The organism is Janibacter endophyticus, from assembly GCF_016888335.1.
In the GTDB taxonomy this organism is placed as follows: domain Bacteria; phylum Actinomycetota; class Actinomycetes; order Actinomycetales; family Dermatophilaceae; genus Marihabitans; species Marihabitans endophyticum.
The window spans coordinates 597,935-614,616 of record NZ_JAFEJG010000004.1 but is presented as its reverse complement, the minus strand read 5'-3'; the positions used below and the strand labels follow the sequence as shown (position 1 = coordinate 614,616).

Here is a 16,682-nt window from a genome sequence, read left to right as displayed (position 1 = left end):
TCAGCCGGTCCGAAGCCGAACATGCTCGGTACCGATGCTCGAGACGTCGGGCGTACCGAGGAGGTTCATGGCCCGGCGCAGCTCGGCGACGAGGAGGTCGAGGACCGTCGTGACCCCTGCCTGCCCACCGACCATGAGGCCGTAGAGATAGGCCCGCCCGATGAGCACCCCCTGCGCACCGAGACCGAGCGCTGCGGCGACGTCCCCACCCGAGCGCACTCCCGAGTCGACATACACCTCGGCCTTGTCGCCCACGGCGGCGACCACCTCGGGCAGGAGCTCCAGCGGGACCGGCGCCCGGTCGAGCTGCCGACCGCCGTGGTTCGACAGCACGATCGCGTCCGCGCCCCCGGCCACCGCCTGCCGGGCGTCGCCGATCGACAGCACTCCCTTGACGACGACCGGCCCGCCCCAGCGCTCCTTGAGCCACGCGATGTCGGAGGGTCGGATCGCCTGCTCGCGCAGCGTGTTGGACATCCCCCACCGTCCGTGGTGGGACCCCTCAGGGAAGGTCGCGAAGCGCAGCGGCTCGGTCGTGAGGATGTTGCCCACCCACCCGGGGTGGCGGGCCAGCCCGGCGGGGGTCCTGGGGGTCAGCTCGGGCGGGATGGCGAATCCGTTGGCCTTGTCCTTGCGCTTCATCCCGGTGACGGTCGTGTCGATCGTCAGCATGAGTGCTTCGTACCCCTGAGACCTGGCCTCCTCGATGTGCGCGAGGCTCACGGCTCGGTCCTTCATGAGGTACACCTGGAACCAGTTGCGGCCGCCCGGGGCGGCCCGCGCGGTCTCGGTGATCGAGGTGGTCGCATACGTCGAGAGCGTGTAGGGCAGGCCCGACTCGGCAGCGGCGGCCGCGACGGCCCGCTCCCCGGTGTGATGGCTGAGCCGGGTGTACCCCGTCGGGGCGAGGATGATCGGCGCGGCGGCCGGGCGGCCGAGGATCGTCGTCGCCACGTCAGGGTCAGCGACCTGGCTGAAGGCCGTGGGGCGCAGCTCGACGCGCTCGAAGGCGTCCCGGTTGCGTGCCATGGCCACCTCACCGTCCGAGCCCGACTCGACGTAGTCCCAGACGGCGCCGGGGACCCGGCGACGGGCCAGGCGCTCGACGTCGTCGACGCTCAGACACCTCGAGAGCCGGCGAGCCGGGGCGCTGCGCTCCACGGCGCGCACCTTGAGGAAGGGCTCGAGGTCCCTCCACCGCGGCAGCTGGCGTCCTGCCATGGACCGCTCCTCACTTATGCGACAAGTCACGACTCATCATATGAGTATCACCCGAGCAACCAGGCGACAACCATCGCCAGGGGGAGCGCCGCCACCGTCGTGACGAGCACGGTCTCGCGTGACACGTCCTCGCCGACCCGGTACCGCGTCGCGAAGACGAAGACGTTCTGGGCCGTCGGCAGGGCGGCGGTCAGGACGACACCCAGCAGCGCAGGGCCGTCAAGGCCGAGCGCGGACGCGACCGCCCAGGCGACGACCGGCATGACGGCGAGCTTGAGCGTGGACGCGAGGACGACCTCGCCTCGGTGCCCGGACAGCCCCACCCCCGGCGAGAGCCGGAGGGCCGCCCCGTAGGCGAGCAGCATGAGCGGGATCGCAGCACCCGCGAGCAGCTGCAGGGGCGCGTCGACGACCTGAGGAAGGGACCAACCGCTGACGGCCAGCACAGCCCCGACCACCGCGGCCACAGTGAGCGGGTTGGTCACGACCCGGCGCACCACGGCCGCGACGTTGCTCGCTCCGCCCCCCACCCGGTCAAGGACCACGAGGCAGGCCGGTTGCACGACAAGCATCTGCACCAGCAGCGTCGGGACGACGACCGTGATGTCCCCGATGACGTAGGCGGAGATCGCAACCCCCAGGTTCCCGGCGTTGACGTAGCTGGCCGACAGCGAGCCGATGACGAGCTCACCCGGCGCCGGTCGCCACAGCACAGTGGCCAGCACGGCATAGCTGACGAAGCAGGCAGCCAGAGCGAGCGCCGACGCCGCAACGTTGACGCCAGCCTGCCCGAGGTCGATGCGGGCGATCGTCACGACCATGAGCGCCGGGGTCGCGACGAAGAACGCAAGCTCTCCCAGGAGGCGGACATCGTCCCGGTCGAGGAGCTTGGCCTGCGCCAAGGCCGCACCGCACGCGATGACGACGACGATCGTCAGGAAGCCGACGAGCACCTGGCAACCCTCCCCGCGACACCCCGCGCGGGAGCACCGACAGCCCGCTGCGCCACCAGCGAGCCATGCCGCAACGGCAATGGACGATGCCCACGCCCCCTTCGTACCGTCCGGTCATGCACCCGGACAGCGTCGTCATGGTCGGAACCCTCCGCAAGGAGCTTGTGGAGGAGCTCGAACGCCGGTACGGCGCGCGCGAGCTGCGTGAGCTGGGCGACGGGCCGGGGACGGGGGTGAAGGTTGCCGTCACCAGCGGCGTGTGGGGTGTGCGAGCCGAGCACCTCGACCGGCTGCCCGACCTTCGTGCTGTGGTGAGCTTCGGGGTCGGCTACGACAGCACCGACGTCGCCGAGTGCCACCGCCGCGGCGTCGCGGTGGCCAACACCCCGGACGTGCTCACCGACTGCGTCGCCGACCTCGCCGTCGGGCTCGTCATCGACGTCATGCGCGGACTGAGTGCGGCCGACCGGTCCGTGCGACGGGGCGACTGGGCCACGGGGCGCCAACCGGCCCTCGCCCGCCGTGTCACCGGAGCCCGCGTCGGCATCCTTGGCCTCGGCCACATCGGTGGCGCCATCGCGCACCGGCTCGAGGCCTTCGGCTGCCAGATCAGCTATCACAACCGCCGCCGTCGGGACGACGTCCCCTACGCCTACGCAGCAAGCCTGGTCGACCTGGCTCGCGGGTGCGACGTCCTCGTCGTCGCCGCCTCCGGAGGTGAGACGAGCGCGGGCCTGGTGGACGTCAACGTCCTTGCCGCCCTGGGAAGCGACGGTTACCTCGTGAACGTCGCTCGCGGCTCCGTCGTGGACGAGACGGCTCTCATCGGCGCGCTTGAGCGGGGCGAGCTTGCGGGCGTCGGGCTCGACGTCTTCGCCAACGAGCCCCACGTGCCTGCCGCCCTCCTCGAGCGGGACGACGTCGTCGCCCTCCCGCACATCGGGAGCGCCACGGTCGAGACACGGGCCGCGATGACCGAGCTCGTCCTCGCCAACGTCGAGCAGCTGCTGGCCGCCGGGACGCTCATCACGCCCGTACCGCACGCCACTGTCTGAGCCCACGGCCTGCTCCCTTCGGTCGAACCCCCTGGACAAACTCATCATACAAGTTTCATACTCATCTTATAAGTAAGGCGGCGCCGATCCGCCCACGACCCCGAAGGACCCCGCATGGCCGACTCGATCCGATCACTGACCCTCTCCCACGTCGTCCTCCCGCTGGAGAACCCGGTGAGCGATGCCAAGGTGCTCACCGGACGGCAGAAGCCGCTCACCGAGACCGTCCTCCTGTTCGTCGAGGTCACGACCACGGACGGGCACGAGGGCATGGGCTTCTCCTACTCCAAGCGAGCCGGAGGGCCGGCGCAGTACACCCACCTCAAGGAGATCGCCGAGGTCGCCGTCGGGCAGGACCCCTCGGACATCGACCGCATCTACCAGTCCCTCATGTGGGCCGGCGCTTCCGTCGGCCGCTCCGGCGTCGCGACCCAGGCGGTCGCTGCGCTCGACGTCGCCCTGTGGGACCTCAAGGCGCGCCGGGCCGGCCTCCCGTTGGCCAAGCTGCTCGGCGCCTACCGAGACTCCTGCCGCGTCTACAACACCTCCGGCGGGTTCCTCCAGGCCTCCGTCGAGGAGATCAAGGAGAAGGCCACCGCCTCCCTCGAGTCCGGCATCGGCGGCATCAAGATCAAGGTCGGCCAGCCGGACTGGCGCGAGGACCTGCGCCGCGTCGAGGCTATCCGCGAGCACCTCGGCGACACGCCCTTCATGGTCGATGCCAACCAGCAGTGGGACCGCGATCGCGCCCGCCGCATGTGCCGCGCCCTCGAGGAGCACGACCTCGTGTGGATCGAGGAACCCCTCGACGCGTGGGACGCCACCGGGCACGCCGATCTCTCGCGGACCTTCGACACCCCTATCGCGACCGGTGAGATGCTCACATCCGTGCCGGAGCACATGGCGCTCATCGACGCCGGGTACCGGGGTATCGTCCAGCCTGACGCCCCTCGGATCGGTGGTATCACCCCATTCCTCCGCTTCGCGACGCTCGCCTCGCACGCCGGGCTCGCCCTCGCCCCCCACTACGCGATGGAGATCCACCTCCACCTCGCGGCGGCCTACCCCACCGAGCCCTGGGTGGAGCACTTCGAGTGGCTCAACCCGCTCTTCGAGGAACGCATCGACATCCACGACGGCCGCATGTGGGTGCCCGACCGTCCCGGCCTCGGCTTCACCCTGAGCGGCCGGATGCGCGAGCTGACGAAGGACAGCGTGACGATCGGGGCATGAGCCCGACCGCCTCCGCAGCTCGTCACCGGCAGGCATGATGCCCCTATGACGACGACCCTCGCCCACCGCGTGGTCACCGGCCTCAAGGAGCAGATCCTCTCCGGCCGGCTCGCCCCCGGAGCGAAGCTGCCCTCGGAGGCCGAGCTCATCGACGAGTTCGCCGTCTCCCGCACCGTCGTGCGGGAGGCGGTGACCCGGTTGCGCGCCGAGGGTCTCGTCGAGACCTTCCAGGGCCGGGGCTCCTTCGTCCTCGCCGTCCCCGAGCCCTCCCCGTTCGCCGCCGAGGCCGCCTCGATCCGCACCCACGACGACGTCCTCGCGATGGTCGACTTCCGGATCGGGATCGAGTCCGAGGCTGCCGCGCTCGCGGCCCACAACCGCAGTGCCACGGACGAGAGCGCGATCCGCGCGGCGGGCGCCGAGTTCACCCGGGCCGGGGCCGAAGGGGGGGTCGCGGCCGACTTCGCCTTCCACCGGGCGGTCGCCCAGGCGTCGGGCAACCGCTACTTCCGCGACCTCGTGGAGTCGCTCGGGCCGACGATGATCATGCTCGCCCGCACCCGGCTCGGCGACAGCTACTCGATGTCGGACGCGGCTCACGTCCAGCGGGTCGCGCGGGAGCACGAGGCGATAGCGGATGCGGTCCTCGCCGGTGACGCCGACGGCGCCAGGGCAGCGATGCGCGTGCACCTCGGGAGCACCCGCCGCCGGCTCGGCGGCTGAGCGAGCCCTACCAGCGGGCGGTGTTCGGGGTGAATCCCGGCTGGATCGAGCGCATGTACACCGTGTCCTCCCGGCGTCGGACACCGCAGCCGAGGTACTGCTCGTGGAGCGTACCCAGCGCGTCCCGGTCCAGGGTCACACCCAGGCCGGGGGTCGTGGGCACCCGGACCGCACCGTCGACGAAGTCGAGGACACCGGGAGCGATGACCTCCTCCGTCTTCCACGGGTAGTGGGTGTCGCACGCGTAGGTGAGGTTGGGCGTCGCGGCGGCGAGGTGGACCATCGCGGCGAGGCTGATGCCCAGGTGCGAGTTCGAGTGCATCGACAGGCCCATGCCCCACACGTCGGCGATGCCGCCGAGCAGCTGCGAGGCCCGCAGGCCACCCCAGAGGTGGTGGTCTGAGAGCACGACCTGGACGGCACCCCGAGCGATCGCCGGCGGCAGGTGCTCCATGGCAATGACGCACATGTTCGTCGCGAGCGGGACGCTGACCTGGGCGGCGACGGCCGCCATGCCCCTGATGCCGGGGGTCGGGTCCTCAAGGTACTCGACGACGCCGTCGAGCCGGCGCGCCACATCGACCGAGGTGGGGACGGTCCAGGCGCCGTTCGGGTCGAGGCGAAGGGGCAGGCCCGGGAAGGCCTCTCGAAGCGCCTCGATCGCCGCGCACTCCTCCTCGGGTGCGAAGACGCCGCCCTTGAGCTTCAGCGAGCCGAAGCCCCACCCGTCGACCATGCGACGGGCCTGCTCGACGATGCCCTCAGGTGTCAGGGCCTCGCCCCACGCGTCGTCGGCCTGGCCCGGGTGGCCGGCCCACTTGTAGAAGAGGTAGCCGGAGAAGGGCACCGCGTCGCGGACCGCGCCGCCGAGCAGGTCGCTCACCGGCACACCGGCCCGGTGCCCCTGGATGTCGAGGCAGGCAACCTCGAAGGGGGAGTACACGGTGTCGACCGCGGAGTCGACGTCGAGCATGCCGCCGAAGCTCGCGCCCGCGCCGCCGTCCCCCTTCGCCAGGACCTCGGCAACCAGACGTCGCAGACCGTGGAGGTCGTACGGGTCGTGCCCGCCGAGAGCTGAGGCGACCGCCTCGAGCCGCTGCCAGTGCGTCTCGTCGGCGTAGATCTCGCCGAGTCCCAGGACTCCGTCGTCGGTGTGCACCTCCACGACCGCGCGCAGCGCGAAGGGCTGGTGGACGCCGACGACGTTGAGGAGCGGAGGGTCGGCAAAGGCGACAGGGGTGACGACCACCCGCGAGATCCGGCATCCAGTCATGCGGAGGGCTTCACCGCGAGGATCGGTACGTCGAGGCCAAGGAGGAGGCGCTGCGCGTCCGAGCCGAGGACGAGCTTGCCGACCGCGCTGCGCCGACGCAGCCCGATGACGACCCGGGTCGCCGCGTGCTTCTCGACGAGCTCCTCGAAGGTCTGGACGAGGTCGGCCCCGTGCTGACCCTGGTCGATGCTCGCCTCGACCCCGCGCTCCTCTGCAGCGACGAGCAGACGCTCCCGGGTCGCCGCGTCGGCCATCTCGGGGTCGATGATGCTGCCCTTGCGGGGACTGTTGACGATGACGACGGGCTGCCCCAGAGCCGCAGCCTCCGCGAGACCGGCCTCGAGCGCGGCCTCGCCCTCGGGGGCGGGGACGTATCCGATGAGGATGCTCATTCTTCTCTCCTGGCGGTGCGGCGGCGGATGGTCTTGCTGATGAACGGGGAGAGAGCGACAACGACGAGCAGCACGATGATCGTTCCCGAGATCGGTCGGGTGACGAACCCGGTCGGGTCGCCGCCGAAGATGATGAGGGAGCGGCGGATGTTGCTCTCGACGATGGCGCCGAGGACGAAGGCGAGCACCATCGGGCCCGGCTCGAAGCCCAGCTTCTTCATGAGGTAGCCGATGGCCCCGAAGAAGATCATGACGAAGATGTCGAAGGTGCTGTTGTTGATCGTGTATACACCGAGCACCGTGATGAGCACCGTGATGGGCGCGAGGATCGCCGGGCGGATGCGCAGGATCTTCACGAAGATCCCGACGAGCGGGATGCTCAGCAGCAGCAAGATGATGTTGCCGATGTACATCGAGTTGATGACGCCCCAGAAGAGCTCCGGGTTCTCGTCGACGAGCTGCGGTCCGGGCGTGACGCCGAGGATGAGCAACGCTCCGAAGAGGATCGCCATGGACGCGTTGGCGGGGATGCCGAGCGTCAGGAGCGGGATGAAGGACGAGGTGGCGGCGGCGTTGTTGGCCGACTCCGGCGCGGCGACGCCCTGGATCGCGCCGCGTCCGAACTTCTCGGGAGTCTTGCTGATCCGCTTCTCGGCGGCGTACGCGGCGAGCGAGGACATCACCGCTCCACCGCCGGGGAGGACGCCGAGGAAGAAGCCGATGCCCGAGCCGCGGGCGATTGCGCCGGAGGACTCCTTGAGCTCGGAGCGTGAGGGCCACACGTTGCCGACCTTCGCCGGCGAGTGGACCTTGCCGTGCCGCTCCTCGAGGTTGTAGAGGATCTCGCCGACGCCGAACAAGCCCATCGCGACGACGACGAAGTCGATGCCGTCGGTGAGCTGGAGGCTGCCGAAGGTGAATCGCTCGGCGCCACTGAAGCTGTCGCGGCCGACGGTCGCAAGCAGCATGCCGATGCCGGCGGCGATGAGCGCCTTGACCATGTGGCCGCTGCCGATCGTCGAGACCAGCAGCACACCGAGGAGCGCGAGTGCGGCCATCTCCGGCGGGCCGAAGTCGAGCGCGTACCCGGCGACGACGGGCGCGAGGAGGGTGAGGCCGATGATCGAGACCGTGGCCCCGATGAAGGAGCCGATGGCCGCGATGCCGAGCGCAGTGCCTGCTTTGCCCTGCTTGGCCAGGGCGAAGCCGTCGAAGACGGTCACCACCGTCGACGCCTCACCAGGGAGCCGGAGGAGCACCGACGTGATCGTCCCGCCGTACTGGGCGCCGTAGAAGATGCCGGCCAGCATGATGATCGCCGAGACCGGCTCGGTCCCGTAGACGATCGGCAGGAGGATGGCGATGGTCGCCGCCGGGCCGAGCCCAGGAAGCACACCGATGAGCATGCCGATGAGCACGCCGATGAGGCAGTAGAGGAGGTTACGAGGCTCAGCGACGACGCTGAAGCCCGCGAGGAAGTCGTTGATGTCCACGTCAGCCCCTGGTCAGATCGAGATGAGGTGCGGGAGCGGGATGCGCAGCCCGTAGAGGAAGAGGACGTAGAAGACGGCGACCGTCGCTACCGAGATGACGATCGAGGAGCGCCAGGTCTCCCCGCCGAGCCACCTGAGCCAGACGAAGCACAGGAGCAGCGACGGGATCTCGAAACCGATGAGCGGCATGAGGAAGGCCATGGCGACGAAGGTGACGAGACCGGCAACCGGCAGCACGCTCGAGCGGCTGAAGATCTCGGTGTCCTGCAGTCCGCGGCCCCCGACAAGCAGGAGTACCCCGAGCCCGGTGACGCCCACCGAGATGATGAAGGGCCACAGCCCCGGGCCGGGGGCGCGCGGCGCCCCCAGCCCGTAACCGTTCGCGAGCCACATCCCGGCGGCGCCGATGACGATGGCGACGAGAGCGCCGGCTACCTGGTAGCCGGGACCACCCGCGGGCGGGCGCTCCTCGGCCAGCTCCTGGGCGAGCTCGGCCTCGAGCTCGGCGAGGATGTCACCCTCGGCCGCGGGCCGTGGTGCGCCGCGTGTGCTCTCGTCACTCATCGTCACTCCGTCGTGTCGCAGGGATGCTGCAGGATCCGGTCAGTTGCCGCCGAGGTCGAGCTTGTACTCCTCGACGAGGGACGCGTAGCGCTCCTTGTCCTTCTTGAGCTGCTCGACGACCTCGTCGCCGGTCAGCTCCATCGGGGTGAGGCTGTTCTGCTCGTTGAACTTCTTGTACTCGTCGGTCGCGAAGGTCTTCTTCATGCCGTCGGCAATCGTGTCCTTGACCTCCTGGGGAGTGCCCTTGGGGACCGTCATGAAGCGGTACTGGTAGACCTCGACGTCGAGGCCCTGCTCCTTGGCGGTGGCGACGTCCTGGAGGTACTCGATCCGCTCCGGCGCGAAGACCGTGATCGGTGTGAGCTTGTCGCTCTCGATGTTCTCGATCGCCTCACCGATCTGGATGCAGGCCGTGTCGACCTGACCCCCGAGGACGGCCGTCAGCGCCGGGGCACCACCGTCGAAGGGCACGGGCTTGGCGTCCGCGCCGGCGACCTCGTAGGTCAGGGCGCAGGAGAGCTGCGCTCCGGTGCCGACGCCGGTGGTGGCATAGGTGAGCTGCCGGTCCGCGCTCTTGATGTCGTCGATGGACTTCAGGCCGCTCTTTGGGCTGGTGACGAGGACATAGTCGTCCCGGCTGACGCCGCCGACGACCTCGAAGTCGTCGATGTTGGTCACCTCGTCCTCGTCGACCGCAAGAGGGGTGATGACGAAGAGCGAGGCGTTCTGGATCCCGATGACGGAGCCGTCGTTCTTGGCGTCCTTGATCTGAGCCGCGGCAAGGGCGCCGTTGGCGCCCTCCTTGTTAATGACGGCGAAGGTGCCGCCGAGGGCGTCGGAGAGGCCCTTGGAGACCGAGCGGCTGATGAGGTCGCTGGATCCGCCGGCGGACGCACCGACGTACATCTCCACCGTGCCAGAGGGATACGTGGCGTCGTCGCCGCCACCTCCACCAGTGGTGTTCGAGACACCGCCGCACGCGCTGAGCGCGAGCGTGCCGATGCCGACAAGGGCTGCGAGACGGGTCGTGGTGCTAGGCATCATTGCCTCCTTGGGGGGTTCATGCTGAGTGGCACGACAGTAAGGACGTGCGTCGATGCTCGTCCAACCCCGTTTGCGTATGGGGTGATGCTCGGGCGGCATCGACGGCTAGGGTGGGCTCGTGTACACGCTCGACCAGGTCAGATGCTTCGTCGCGGTCGCCGAGGAGCTGCACTTCGGGCGTGCCGCCGAGCGGCTGATGATGACCCAACCGCCCCTCTCCCGGCAGATCCAGAAGCTCGAGCGTTCCATCGGCGTGACTCTCCTCGACCGAGACAACCGCGGGGTGCGCCTCACCGAGGCCGGTCGTAGCTTCCTCGTCGAGAGCCACCGCATGCTCAACCTCGTCGACTCCGCAGCCGACGTCGCCCGGCGCATCGACGCCGGCTCCGCCGGCGTCGTCCGTCTTGGATTCACCGCCGTTTCTGCGATCAGCATCCTGGGGCCCCTCCTCCAGAGGGTCGCTACCGAGCTCCCCCGCGTCGAGATCCGACTCTCGGAGCGGGTCAGCGGCGCCCAGGAGGACGGCATCAGGCGCGGTGAGCTCGACCTCGGCCTGGCCCGGCCCCCCTTCGATACCAGCCTGCTGGGGTCTCGTGTCGTGCTCCGTGAACCCCTCATGGCCGTCATCCCCGTGGACCACCGCCTGGCCACGCTGGACCGACCGCTGGCGCCCGAGGACTTCGACGGCGAGGCAGTGATCGGCTACCACCCGCGCCAGTCACGCTACTTCCATGAGATGGGGGTGCGCTTCTTCGCCAACGCCCACCAGCGCGTCGAGCAACGGGTGCAGCAGGTGCTGACCGCGATGCTTCTCGTCTCGGCTCACCGCGGGTGCACCCTCGCCCCGGCCTCCGCGCAGTCCCTGGGGGTCTCCGACATCGTCTTCCGACCGCTCGTCAGCGGCGGGGGCGACTCCCGCCTGGACGTCGACCCCGCGCGGCCCGTCGAGCTCCACGCCATCTGGTCCCGCACCTCCGCGAATCCCAGCGTGCGACGCATCGTCGACATCGCCTCGACGATCTCGGGTTGACCACGTCGTCCCCATAGCGGACCCTGCGAGGCGTTGATGCCCACCGTGCATCACTGGATACAAAGTTGGGCTTGGACGGGTATGGCACGGCCGCCCTACGTTGGCAGCACTCCCCCAGCCCGCCCCGACCAAAGGACGCCCGCGTGACCCGCTACAGCCCCAACGAACTCGCAGACCAGATCAAGAGCGGCCTGCTCTCCTTCCCGGTCACCGCATTCGACAGCGAGCGTGAGCTCGACCTGCCCGGGTACCGCACCCACCTCTCGTGGCTCGCCGAGCAGCCGGTCGCCGGACTCTTCGCCGCAGGCGGCACCGGTGAGGGCTTCAGCCTCAGCCTCGAGGAGACCGACGCGGTCGTCCGCGCCGCCGTCGACGAGATCGACGGCAAGGTGCCGGTCCTTGCCCCCGCCACCGGCTCGACCGTCAACGCGGTCGCCCAGGCCAAGGCGGCCAAGGCGGCCGGCGCCGACGGACTCCTCCTCCTGCCGCCCTATCTCACCGAGGCCAGCCAGGACGGTCTCTTCGAGCACGTCAGCCAGGTCTGCCGCGCCACCGATCTTGGTGTCGTCGTCTACAGCCGCGCCAACGCGGTCCTCGTCGACGAGACCGTCGCCCGGCTCGCCGACGCCAACGAGACCCTTGTCGGATTCAAGGACGGCATCGGCAACATCGAGCAGATGACCCGCACCTACGCCAAGGTCGGCGACCGCCTCATGTACATCGGCGGTCTGCCGACCGCGGAGACCTTCGCCCTGCCGCTGCTCCAGCTCGGCGTGAGCACGTACTCCTCCGCCCTCTTCAACTTCCTCCCTGCTTGGGCGATCGATTTCTACGACGCCGTGCGCCGCCAGGACCACGCCGAGGTCTACCGTCGGCTCAACGAGTTCGTCATCCCCTACCTCGACATCCGGGACCGCAAGCCCGGTTACGCGGTGTCGATCGTCAAGGCGGGACTCAAGGCCGTCGGCCGCGACGCCGGCCCCGTCCGCTCGCCCCTGTCCGACCTCGCCGACTCCGAGGTCGCCGAGCTGAAGACCCTCATCGACTCCATCAGCTGAGAGGACCGCACCATGACCGACCAGCCCCGCTCGATCATCGCCGGCCAGGAACGCGACCAGGCCGACGTCACCGCAGCGACCGCCGCCGCCGCTGACGCCTTCGCCGCCTACCGGAGCACGACCCCGGACGAGCGTGCCGACTTCCTCGAGTCGGTCGCCGCCGCCATCGAGGCCGACAAGGACGCCATCATCCAGGCCGCCGTCGCCGAGTCGCACCTGCCTGAGGCCAGGATCACCGGCGAGGTCGGCCGGACCACCGGCCAGCTACGGATGTTCGCAGGTGTCGTCCGCCAGGGCGACCACCTCGGGGTGCGCATCGACGTGGCGATGCCGGATCGGGAACCCCTGCCCCGGCCCGACATCCGCCAGCGCATGATCCCTCTCGGTCCGGTCGCGGTCTTCGGCGCGAGCAACTTCCCGCTCGCCTTCTCGACCGCGGGCGGTGACACGGCGTCGGCGCTCGCTGCGGGCTGCCCGGTCATCGTCAAGGGCCATCCGGCACATCCGCGGGCGGGCTACCTCGTCGCGCGGGCGATCACCTCCGCCGTCGCCGCCGCGGGCCTGCCCACCGGCGTCTTCTCCTTCGTCCTCGGCGACGGGTACGAGATCGGCCAGGAGCTCGTGCGGGACCCGCGGATCGCCGCAGTCGGCTTCACCGGCTCCCGGGCGGGCGGTCTGGCCCTCGTCCGTACCGCCGCCGAGCGAGACGTCCCGATCCCCGTCTACGCGGAGATGTCGGCCGTCAACCCCGTCGTCGTCCTGCCCGGTGCCCTCGGTGACGCGGCTTCGCTCGGCGAGGCCTACGTCGGCTCCCTCACGATGGGCGCCGGCCAGTTCTGCACCAACCCTGGCCTCCTCTTCCTCCCCGAGGGCGACCAGGGCGACGCCTTCCTGGTGGCCGCCGGCCGCGCTGTCGCCGGGTCCACCGGCACCCAGATGCTCACGTCGGGGATCGCGGAGGCGTACACGAAGGGGGCCGAGCAGGTTGCCCAGGTCGGTGGCGCCGAGGTGGTCGCCTCCGGGCAGTCGGGCGAAGGGGCGGACGCCCCGGCGCCGCAGATCGTCGCTGCACCGCTCAACGCGCTCGACGAGGTCGCGGTCGAGGTCTTCGGCGCTGCCGGGGTCGTCGTCCGGTATGGCTCGCTCGACGAGCTGCTGCCGCACCTCGAGGCCCTCGAGGGTCAGCTCACCGCGACGATCCACGCCGGCGAGGCGGACGCCGAGGCCTCCGCCCGGCTCCTCCCGACGCTCGAGCTCAAGGTCGGCCGGATCCTCTTCAACGGATGGCCGACGGGTGTCGAGGTCGGTCACGCGATGGTCCACGGTGGCCCCTACCCGTCCACCTCCGACAGCAGGACGACGTCGGTGGGCTCGCTGGCCATCGAGCGCTTCCAACGACCGGTCTGTTATCAGGACGTCCCGGCCGCGGTCCAGCCCGAGGCGATCCGTGACGACAACCCGTGGGGCCTGCGCCGCCGCATCGACGGGGTGCTCGAGGCGTGAGCACACCGACGATCGCACGTGTCGAGGTCGTCCCCGTCGCCGGGCACGACTCGATGCTGCTCAACCTCAGCGGTGCGCACGGCCCCTACTTCACCCGCAACGTCGTGATCATCACCGACTCCGACGGTCGTGAGGGCCTCGGAGAGGTGCCCGGCGGGGAGGCGATCCGGCATACGGTCGAGGACGCGGGCGAGCTCATCGCGGGCCGCCCCGTCGCCCGGTACCGGTCCCTCCTTCGCGAGGTGGCCGCAGCCTTCGCCGACCGGGACTCCGGCGGTCGAGGCCTGCAGACCTTCGACCTGCGCACGACGATCCACGCCGTCACCGCGATCGAGTCGGCGCTGCTCGACCTTGCCGGTCAGGAGCAGGGTGTCCCCGTGGCCGAGCTCCTCGGTGACGGGCAGCAGCGTACGCACGTGCCGATGCTCGGCTACCTCTTCTACGTGGGTGATGCCGACCGTACCGATCTGCCCTACCTGCGCGAGCCCGACGGTGCCGACGCGTGGGAGCGGGTCCGCCGCGAGGTCGCCCTGACCCCCGAGGCGGTCGTGCGGCTTGCCGAGGCCGCGGCCGAGCGTTACGGCTTCGTCGACTTCAAGCTCAAGGGTGGCGTGCTGCCCGGCGAGGAGGAGGTCGCCGCAGTCACCGCGCTCCACCAGCGCTTCCCCGAGGCGCGGATCACCCTCGACCCCAATGGCGGCTGGCTGCTCGCCGACGCCGTGCGGCTGCTCAAGGGCAAGGACGACGTCCTCGCCTACGCCGAGGACCCGTGCGGCGCCGAGGGCGGCTACTCGGGTCGTGAGGTCATGGCCGAGTTCAAGCGGGCGACCGGCCTGCGCACGGCGACCAACATGATCGCCACTGACTGGCGGCAGATGGCGCACGCCATCCGCACCAACGCCGTCGACATCCCGCTCGCCGACCCGCACTTCTGGACGATGGCAGGCTCCGTCCGGGTGGCGCAGATGTGCCACGAGTTCGGTCTGACCTGGGGGTCGCACTCGAACAACCACTTCGACATCTCGCTCGCGATGTTCACGCACGTCGGCGCCGCGGCCCCCGGCGAGATCACGGCCCTCGACACGCACTGGATCTGGCAGGACGGGCAGGGTCTGACCACCGATCCGTTGCTCATCCGGGACGGGGCCATCGAGGTGCCGACCGCGCCCGGGCTCGGCATCACCGTCGACCGCGACCGGCTCGCAGAGGCCCACGCGCTCTACGAGGAGCACGGGCTCGGCGCCCGCGACGACGCTGCGGCGATGCAGTACCTCGTGCAGGGGTGGAGCTTCGACCCGAAGCGCCCCTGCCTGGTGCGCTGACGGAGCATCCAGCGACGACACGCTGAGCCATCACCCACGAAGCTCCTCGGGTGATGGCTCAGCTGTTCGATGAGGCGGCGCAGGTGATGCAGACCGGGGTCGACGGCCGGGCCTCCAGCCGACCAGGTGCGATGTCGCCACCGCAGCGCACGCAGCGGCCGTACGTGCCCACCGCCAGTCTCGCCAGGGCGGCGTCGATCTCGGCGACCTGACGCTCGTTGGCGTCCGCGAGCGAGCCGACGAGCGAGCGCTCCGCCGCGATCGTCGTGCCCTCGGGGTCGTGCTCGTCGTCGAGGTTGCTGTCTCGGGCTGCCTCGACGATGTCGTCGAAGCTCACGACCAGTCCCCGCAGCCGGGCCACCGCGTCGGCCCGCTCCTTGAGGAGGCGGGCCCGGATCTCTTCGTCCATCACACCAGGCTAGGCGCCCGCTACGGTGCCGCCATGAGCGACAACGGTGCCGCCACTCCCCCTTCGCCCCAGGCCGGACCGGGCCGCGCCCGGCAGGACGCGATCTACCGGCCCGGAGCGCTCGGTATCGCTCCGGCCGTGCCGACCGAGCCCACCCGGCTCGAGGAGTCCGCGCGCAAGGCGATGTCCCGCACGGCCTGGGCGTACATCGCGGGCGGCGCCGGCAGCGGCGCGCCGATGCGCGCGAACCGGGCCGCCTTCGACCGGTGGCAGGTCGTGCCGCGGATGCTCACCGGGACGACGCGGCGAGACCTCGCGACGACCGTCCTCGGCACCGAGCTGCGGGCCCCCGTCCTGCTCGCTCCTGTCGGCGCGGCCGGACTCGTCACGGACGACGCCGACCTGCGCATCGCCGAGGGTGCGCACACGAGCGGCGTGCCGTACGTCTTCTCCTGCCAGGGCGGCAACCCGATGGAGCAGACGGCGCAGGCGATGGCGGGGACGCCGTGGTGGTACCAGCTCTACTGGTCTACCGACGAGGCGCTCGTCGACTCGATGATCGGCCGCGCCGAGGCTGCCGGCGCGCAGGCGCTCGTCGTCACCCTCGACACGACGATGCTCGGCTGGCGCACCGAGGACCTCGACCTCGGCTCGCTCCCCTTCGCCCGCGGGCAGGGGATCGCGCAGTACACCTCGGACCCGCGGTTCATGACCCTCGTCCGCGAGCGGGTCGCGGCGGCGACGAAGCGGGCCGGCGGCCTCGGCGTCGACCTCAAGAACCCGCTCACCGTCGCGCGGGCGGCGAAGGGGGGCGTCGGCACCCTGCTCTCGATGAGCCGGGAGCACCCGGGCGGCACCCGGGAGAACCTCCGCTCGGCCGAGCCGCGCGCCGCGGTCGAGACCTTCCTCGACATCTACTCCAACCCCGGGCTGTCGTGGGAGCACGTCGAGACGTTGCGCGAGCGGACCTCGCTGCCCGTCGTGCTCAAGGGGATCCTGCACGCGGACGACGCCCGGCGGGCCTTCGAGGTCGGGGCCGACGCGATCGTCGTCTCGAACCACGGCGGCCGCCAGGTCGACCGGTCGGTCGCCTCCCTCGATGCCCTCGTCGGGATCCGTGAGGCCGTCGGGCCGGAGCGGACCGTGCTGCTCGACAGCGGGATCCGCTCGGGGGCGGACGTCTTCGTCGCGCTGGCGCTGGGCGCCGACGCCGTGCTCCTCGGGCGGCCGCACGTGTACGGCCTGGCGATCGACGGGGCGAAGGGGGTCAGCGCGGTCATCGACAACGTCCTCGCCGAGCTCGACCTCACGATGGGCCTCGTCGGGGCGGCGTCGGTCGCGGACATCACCCGCGACCTCCTCCTCCCCGCCCCCTGACCCCCTCTTTCGCAACTGCCCGGGCAGTTGCG

General features: G+C 70.5%; 16 protein-coding genes. 8 read left to right on the top strand and 8 right to left on the bottom strand.

The window, feature by feature from the left end:
• Window positions 1-1,221 carry an alpha-hydroxy acid oxidase gene (locus JNO54_RS02985; RefSeq protein ID WP_204142552.1) on the bottom strand — a complete coding sequence of 407 codons (1,221 nt, stop codon included), beginning with the start codon at window positions 1,219-1,221 and terminating at the stop codon, window positions 1-3.
• A gap of 47 nt (window positions 1,222-1,268) precedes the next feature.
• Complete coding sequence (locus JNO54_RS02980; RefSeq protein WP_204142551.1) at window positions 1,269-2,174, bottom strand: AEC family transporter; 906 nt, start codon at window positions 2,172-2,174, stop codon at window positions 1,269-1,271.
• A 116-nt stretch (window positions 2,175-2,290) separates the two neighbouring features.
• Here JNO54_RS02980 and JNO54_RS02975 point away from each other — a divergent pair, with 116 nt between their 5' ends.
• The 3 genes from JNO54_RS02975 to JNO54_RS02965 all read left to right on the top strand — a co-directional run bounded on the left by JNO54_RS02975 (window position 2,291) and on the right by JNO54_RS02965 (window position 5,185).
• Window positions 2,291-3,229, top strand: coding sequence for a 2-hydroxyacid dehydrogenase (locus JNO54_RS02975; protein ID WP_204142550.1), 939 nt, complete (start codon window positions 2,291-2,293; stop codon window positions 3,227-3,229).
• 114 nt (window positions 3,230-3,343) lie between these two features.
• Window positions 3,344-4,462: an L-talarate/galactarate dehydratase gene (locus tag JNO54_RS02970; RefSeq protein WP_204142549.1), complete on the top strand. Its 1,119-nt coding sequence runs from the start codon at window positions 3,344-3,346 to the stop codon at window positions 4,460-4,462.
• Window positions 4,463-4,507: 45 nt separating this feature from the next.
• Window positions 4,508-5,185 carry a FadR/GntR family transcriptional regulator gene (locus JNO54_RS02965; protein WP_204142548.1) on the top strand — a complete coding sequence of 226 codons (678 nt, stop codon included), beginning with the start codon at window positions 4,508-4,510 and terminating at the stop codon, window positions 5,183-5,185.
• A 7-nt stretch (window positions 5,186-5,192) separates the two neighbouring features.
• Here JNO54_RS02965 and JNO54_RS02960 read toward each other — a convergent pair whose 3' ends face one another.
• From JNO54_RS02960 to JNO54_RS02940, 5 genes are read right to left on the bottom strand one after another with little or no spacing between them, the layout of a single operon-like run.
• A complete protein-coding gene (locus tag JNO54_RS02960) occupies window positions 5,193-6,458 on the bottom strand; it encodes a glucarate dehydratase family protein (protein WP_204142547.1) in 1,266 nt (421 codons plus the stop codon).
• The gene (locus JNO54_RS02955; RefSeq protein ID WP_204142546.1) at window positions 6,455-6,850 is read right to left on the bottom strand and encodes a universal stress protein; all 396 of its coding nucleotides are present in this window, start codon (window positions 6,848-6,850) and stop codon (window positions 6,455-6,457) included. Before JNO54_RS02955 ends, JNO54_RS02960 begins: the two co-directional genes overlap by 4 nt.
• Entirely contained in the window at window positions 6,847-8,343 is a 1,497-nt protein-coding gene (locus JNO54_RS02950) for a tripartite tricarboxylate transporter permease (protein ID WP_204142545.1), read from the bottom strand. Before JNO54_RS02950 ends, JNO54_RS02955 begins: the two co-directional genes overlap by 4 nt.
• A 12-nt stretch (window positions 8,344-8,355) precedes the next feature.
• A complete protein-coding gene (locus JNO54_RS02945; protein ID WP_204142544.1) occupies window positions 8,356-8,907 on the bottom strand; it encodes a tripartite tricarboxylate transporter TctB family protein in 552 nt (183 codons plus the stop codon).
• Window positions 8,908-8,946: 39 nt separating this feature from the next.
• Window positions 8,947-9,948: a Bug family tripartite tricarboxylate transporter substrate binding protein gene (locus JNO54_RS02940; protein WP_307818034.1), complete on the bottom strand. Its 1,002-nt coding sequence runs from the start codon at window positions 9,946-9,948 to the stop codon at window positions 8,947-8,949.
• A 121-nt stretch (window positions 9,949-10,069) separates the two neighbouring features.
• Between JNO54_RS02940 and JNO54_RS02935 the strand changes: the two genes are divergently transcribed.
• The 4 genes from JNO54_RS02935 to JNO54_RS02920 all read left to right on the top strand — a co-directional run bounded on the left by JNO54_RS02935 (window position 10,070) and on the right by JNO54_RS02920 (window position 14,864).
• Window positions 10,070-10,981 (top strand): LysR family transcriptional regulator, encoded by a 912-nt coding sequence (locus JNO54_RS02935; protein WP_204142542.1) that lies wholly within the window; start codon window positions 10,070-10,072, stop codon window positions 10,979-10,981.
• A gap of 143 nt (window positions 10,982-11,124) precedes the next feature.
• Window positions 11,125-12,039 carry a 5-dehydro-4-deoxyglucarate dehydratase gene (kdgD, locus tag JNO54_RS02930; protein ID WP_204142541.1) on the top strand — a complete coding sequence of 305 codons (915 nt, stop codon included), beginning with the start codon at window positions 11,125-11,127 and terminating at the stop codon, window positions 12,037-12,039.
• Window positions 12,040-12,051: 12 nt separating this feature from the next.
• On the top strand, window positions 12,052-13,542 hold the full coding sequence (locus JNO54_RS02925; protein WP_204142540.1) for an aldehyde dehydrogenase (NADP(+)): 1,491 nt from the start codon (window positions 12,052-12,054) through the stop codon (window positions 13,540-13,542).
• Window positions 13,539-14,864 carry an enolase C-terminal domain-like protein gene (locus JNO54_RS02920; protein WP_307818033.1) on the top strand — a complete coding sequence of 442 codons (1,326 nt, stop codon included), beginning with the start codon at window positions 13,539-13,541 and terminating at the stop codon, window positions 14,862-14,864. Before JNO54_RS02925 ends, JNO54_RS02920 begins: the two co-directional genes overlap by 4 nt.
• Window positions 14,865-14,922: 58 nt before the next feature.
• On the opposite strand, the gene JNO54_RS02915 is transcribed toward JNO54_RS02920, so the two are convergent.
• Window positions 14,923-15,273, bottom strand: coding sequence for a TraR/DksA family transcriptional regulator (locus JNO54_RS02915; protein WP_204142539.1), 351 nt, complete (start codon window positions 15,271-15,273; stop codon window positions 14,923-14,925).
• Window positions 15,274-15,306: 33 nt separating this feature from the next.
• Here JNO54_RS02915 and JNO54_RS02910 point away from each other — a divergent pair, with 33 nt between their 5' ends.
• Entirely contained in the window at window positions 15,307-16,650 is a 1,344-nt protein-coding gene (locus tag JNO54_RS02910) for an alpha-hydroxy-acid oxidizing protein (RefSeq protein ID WP_204142538.1), read from the top strand.
• Window positions 16,651-16,682 lie beyond the last annotated feature (32 nt).

Bases quoted from the DNA above. Each gene is read 5' to 3' on its own strand.
- JNO54_RS02925 (WP_204142540.1), top strand. From the start codon at position 12,052: ATGACCGACCAGCCCCGCTCGATCATCGCCGGCCAGGAACGCGACCAG.
- JNO54_RS02965 (WP_204142548.1), top strand. From the start codon at position 4,508: ATGACGACGACCCTCGCCCACCGCGTGGTCACCGGCCTCAAGGAGCAG.
- JNO54_RS02970 (WP_204142549.1), top strand. From the start codon at position 3,344: ATGGCCGACTCGATCCGATCACTGACCCTCTCCCACGTCGTCCTCCCG.
- JNO54_RS02985 (WP_204142552.1), bottom strand. From the start codon at position 1,221: ATGGCAGGACGCCAGCTGCCGCGGTGGAGGGACCTCGAGCCCTTCCTC.
- JNO54_RS02960 (WP_204142547.1), bottom strand. From the start codon at position 6,458: ATGACTGGATGCCGGATCTCGCGGGTGGTCGTCACCCCTGTCGCCTTT.
- JNO54_RS02940 (WP_307818034.1), bottom strand. From the start codon at position 9,948: ATGCCTAGCACCACGACCCGTCTCGCAGCCCTTGTCGGCATCGGCACG.
- JNO54_RS02915 (WP_204142539.1), bottom strand. From the start codon at position 15,273: ATGGACGAAGAGATCCGGGCCCGCCTCCTCAAGGAGCGGGCCGACGCG.
- JNO54_RS02955 (WP_204142546.1), bottom strand. From the start codon at position 6,850: ATGAGCATCCTCATCGGATACGTCCCCGCCCCCGAGGGCGAGGCCGCG.
- JNO54_RS02910 (WP_204142538.1), top strand. From the start codon at position 15,307: ATGAGCGACAACGGTGCCGCCACTCCCCCTTCGCCCCAGGCCGGACCG.
- JNO54_RS02945 (WP_204142544.1), bottom strand. From the start codon at position 8,907: ATGAGTGACGAGAGCACACGCGGCGCACCACGGCCCGCGGCCGAGGGT.
- JNO54_RS02975 (WP_204142550.1), top strand. From the start codon at position 2,291: ATGCACCCGGACAGCGTCGTCATGGTCGGAACCCTCCGCAAGGAGCTT.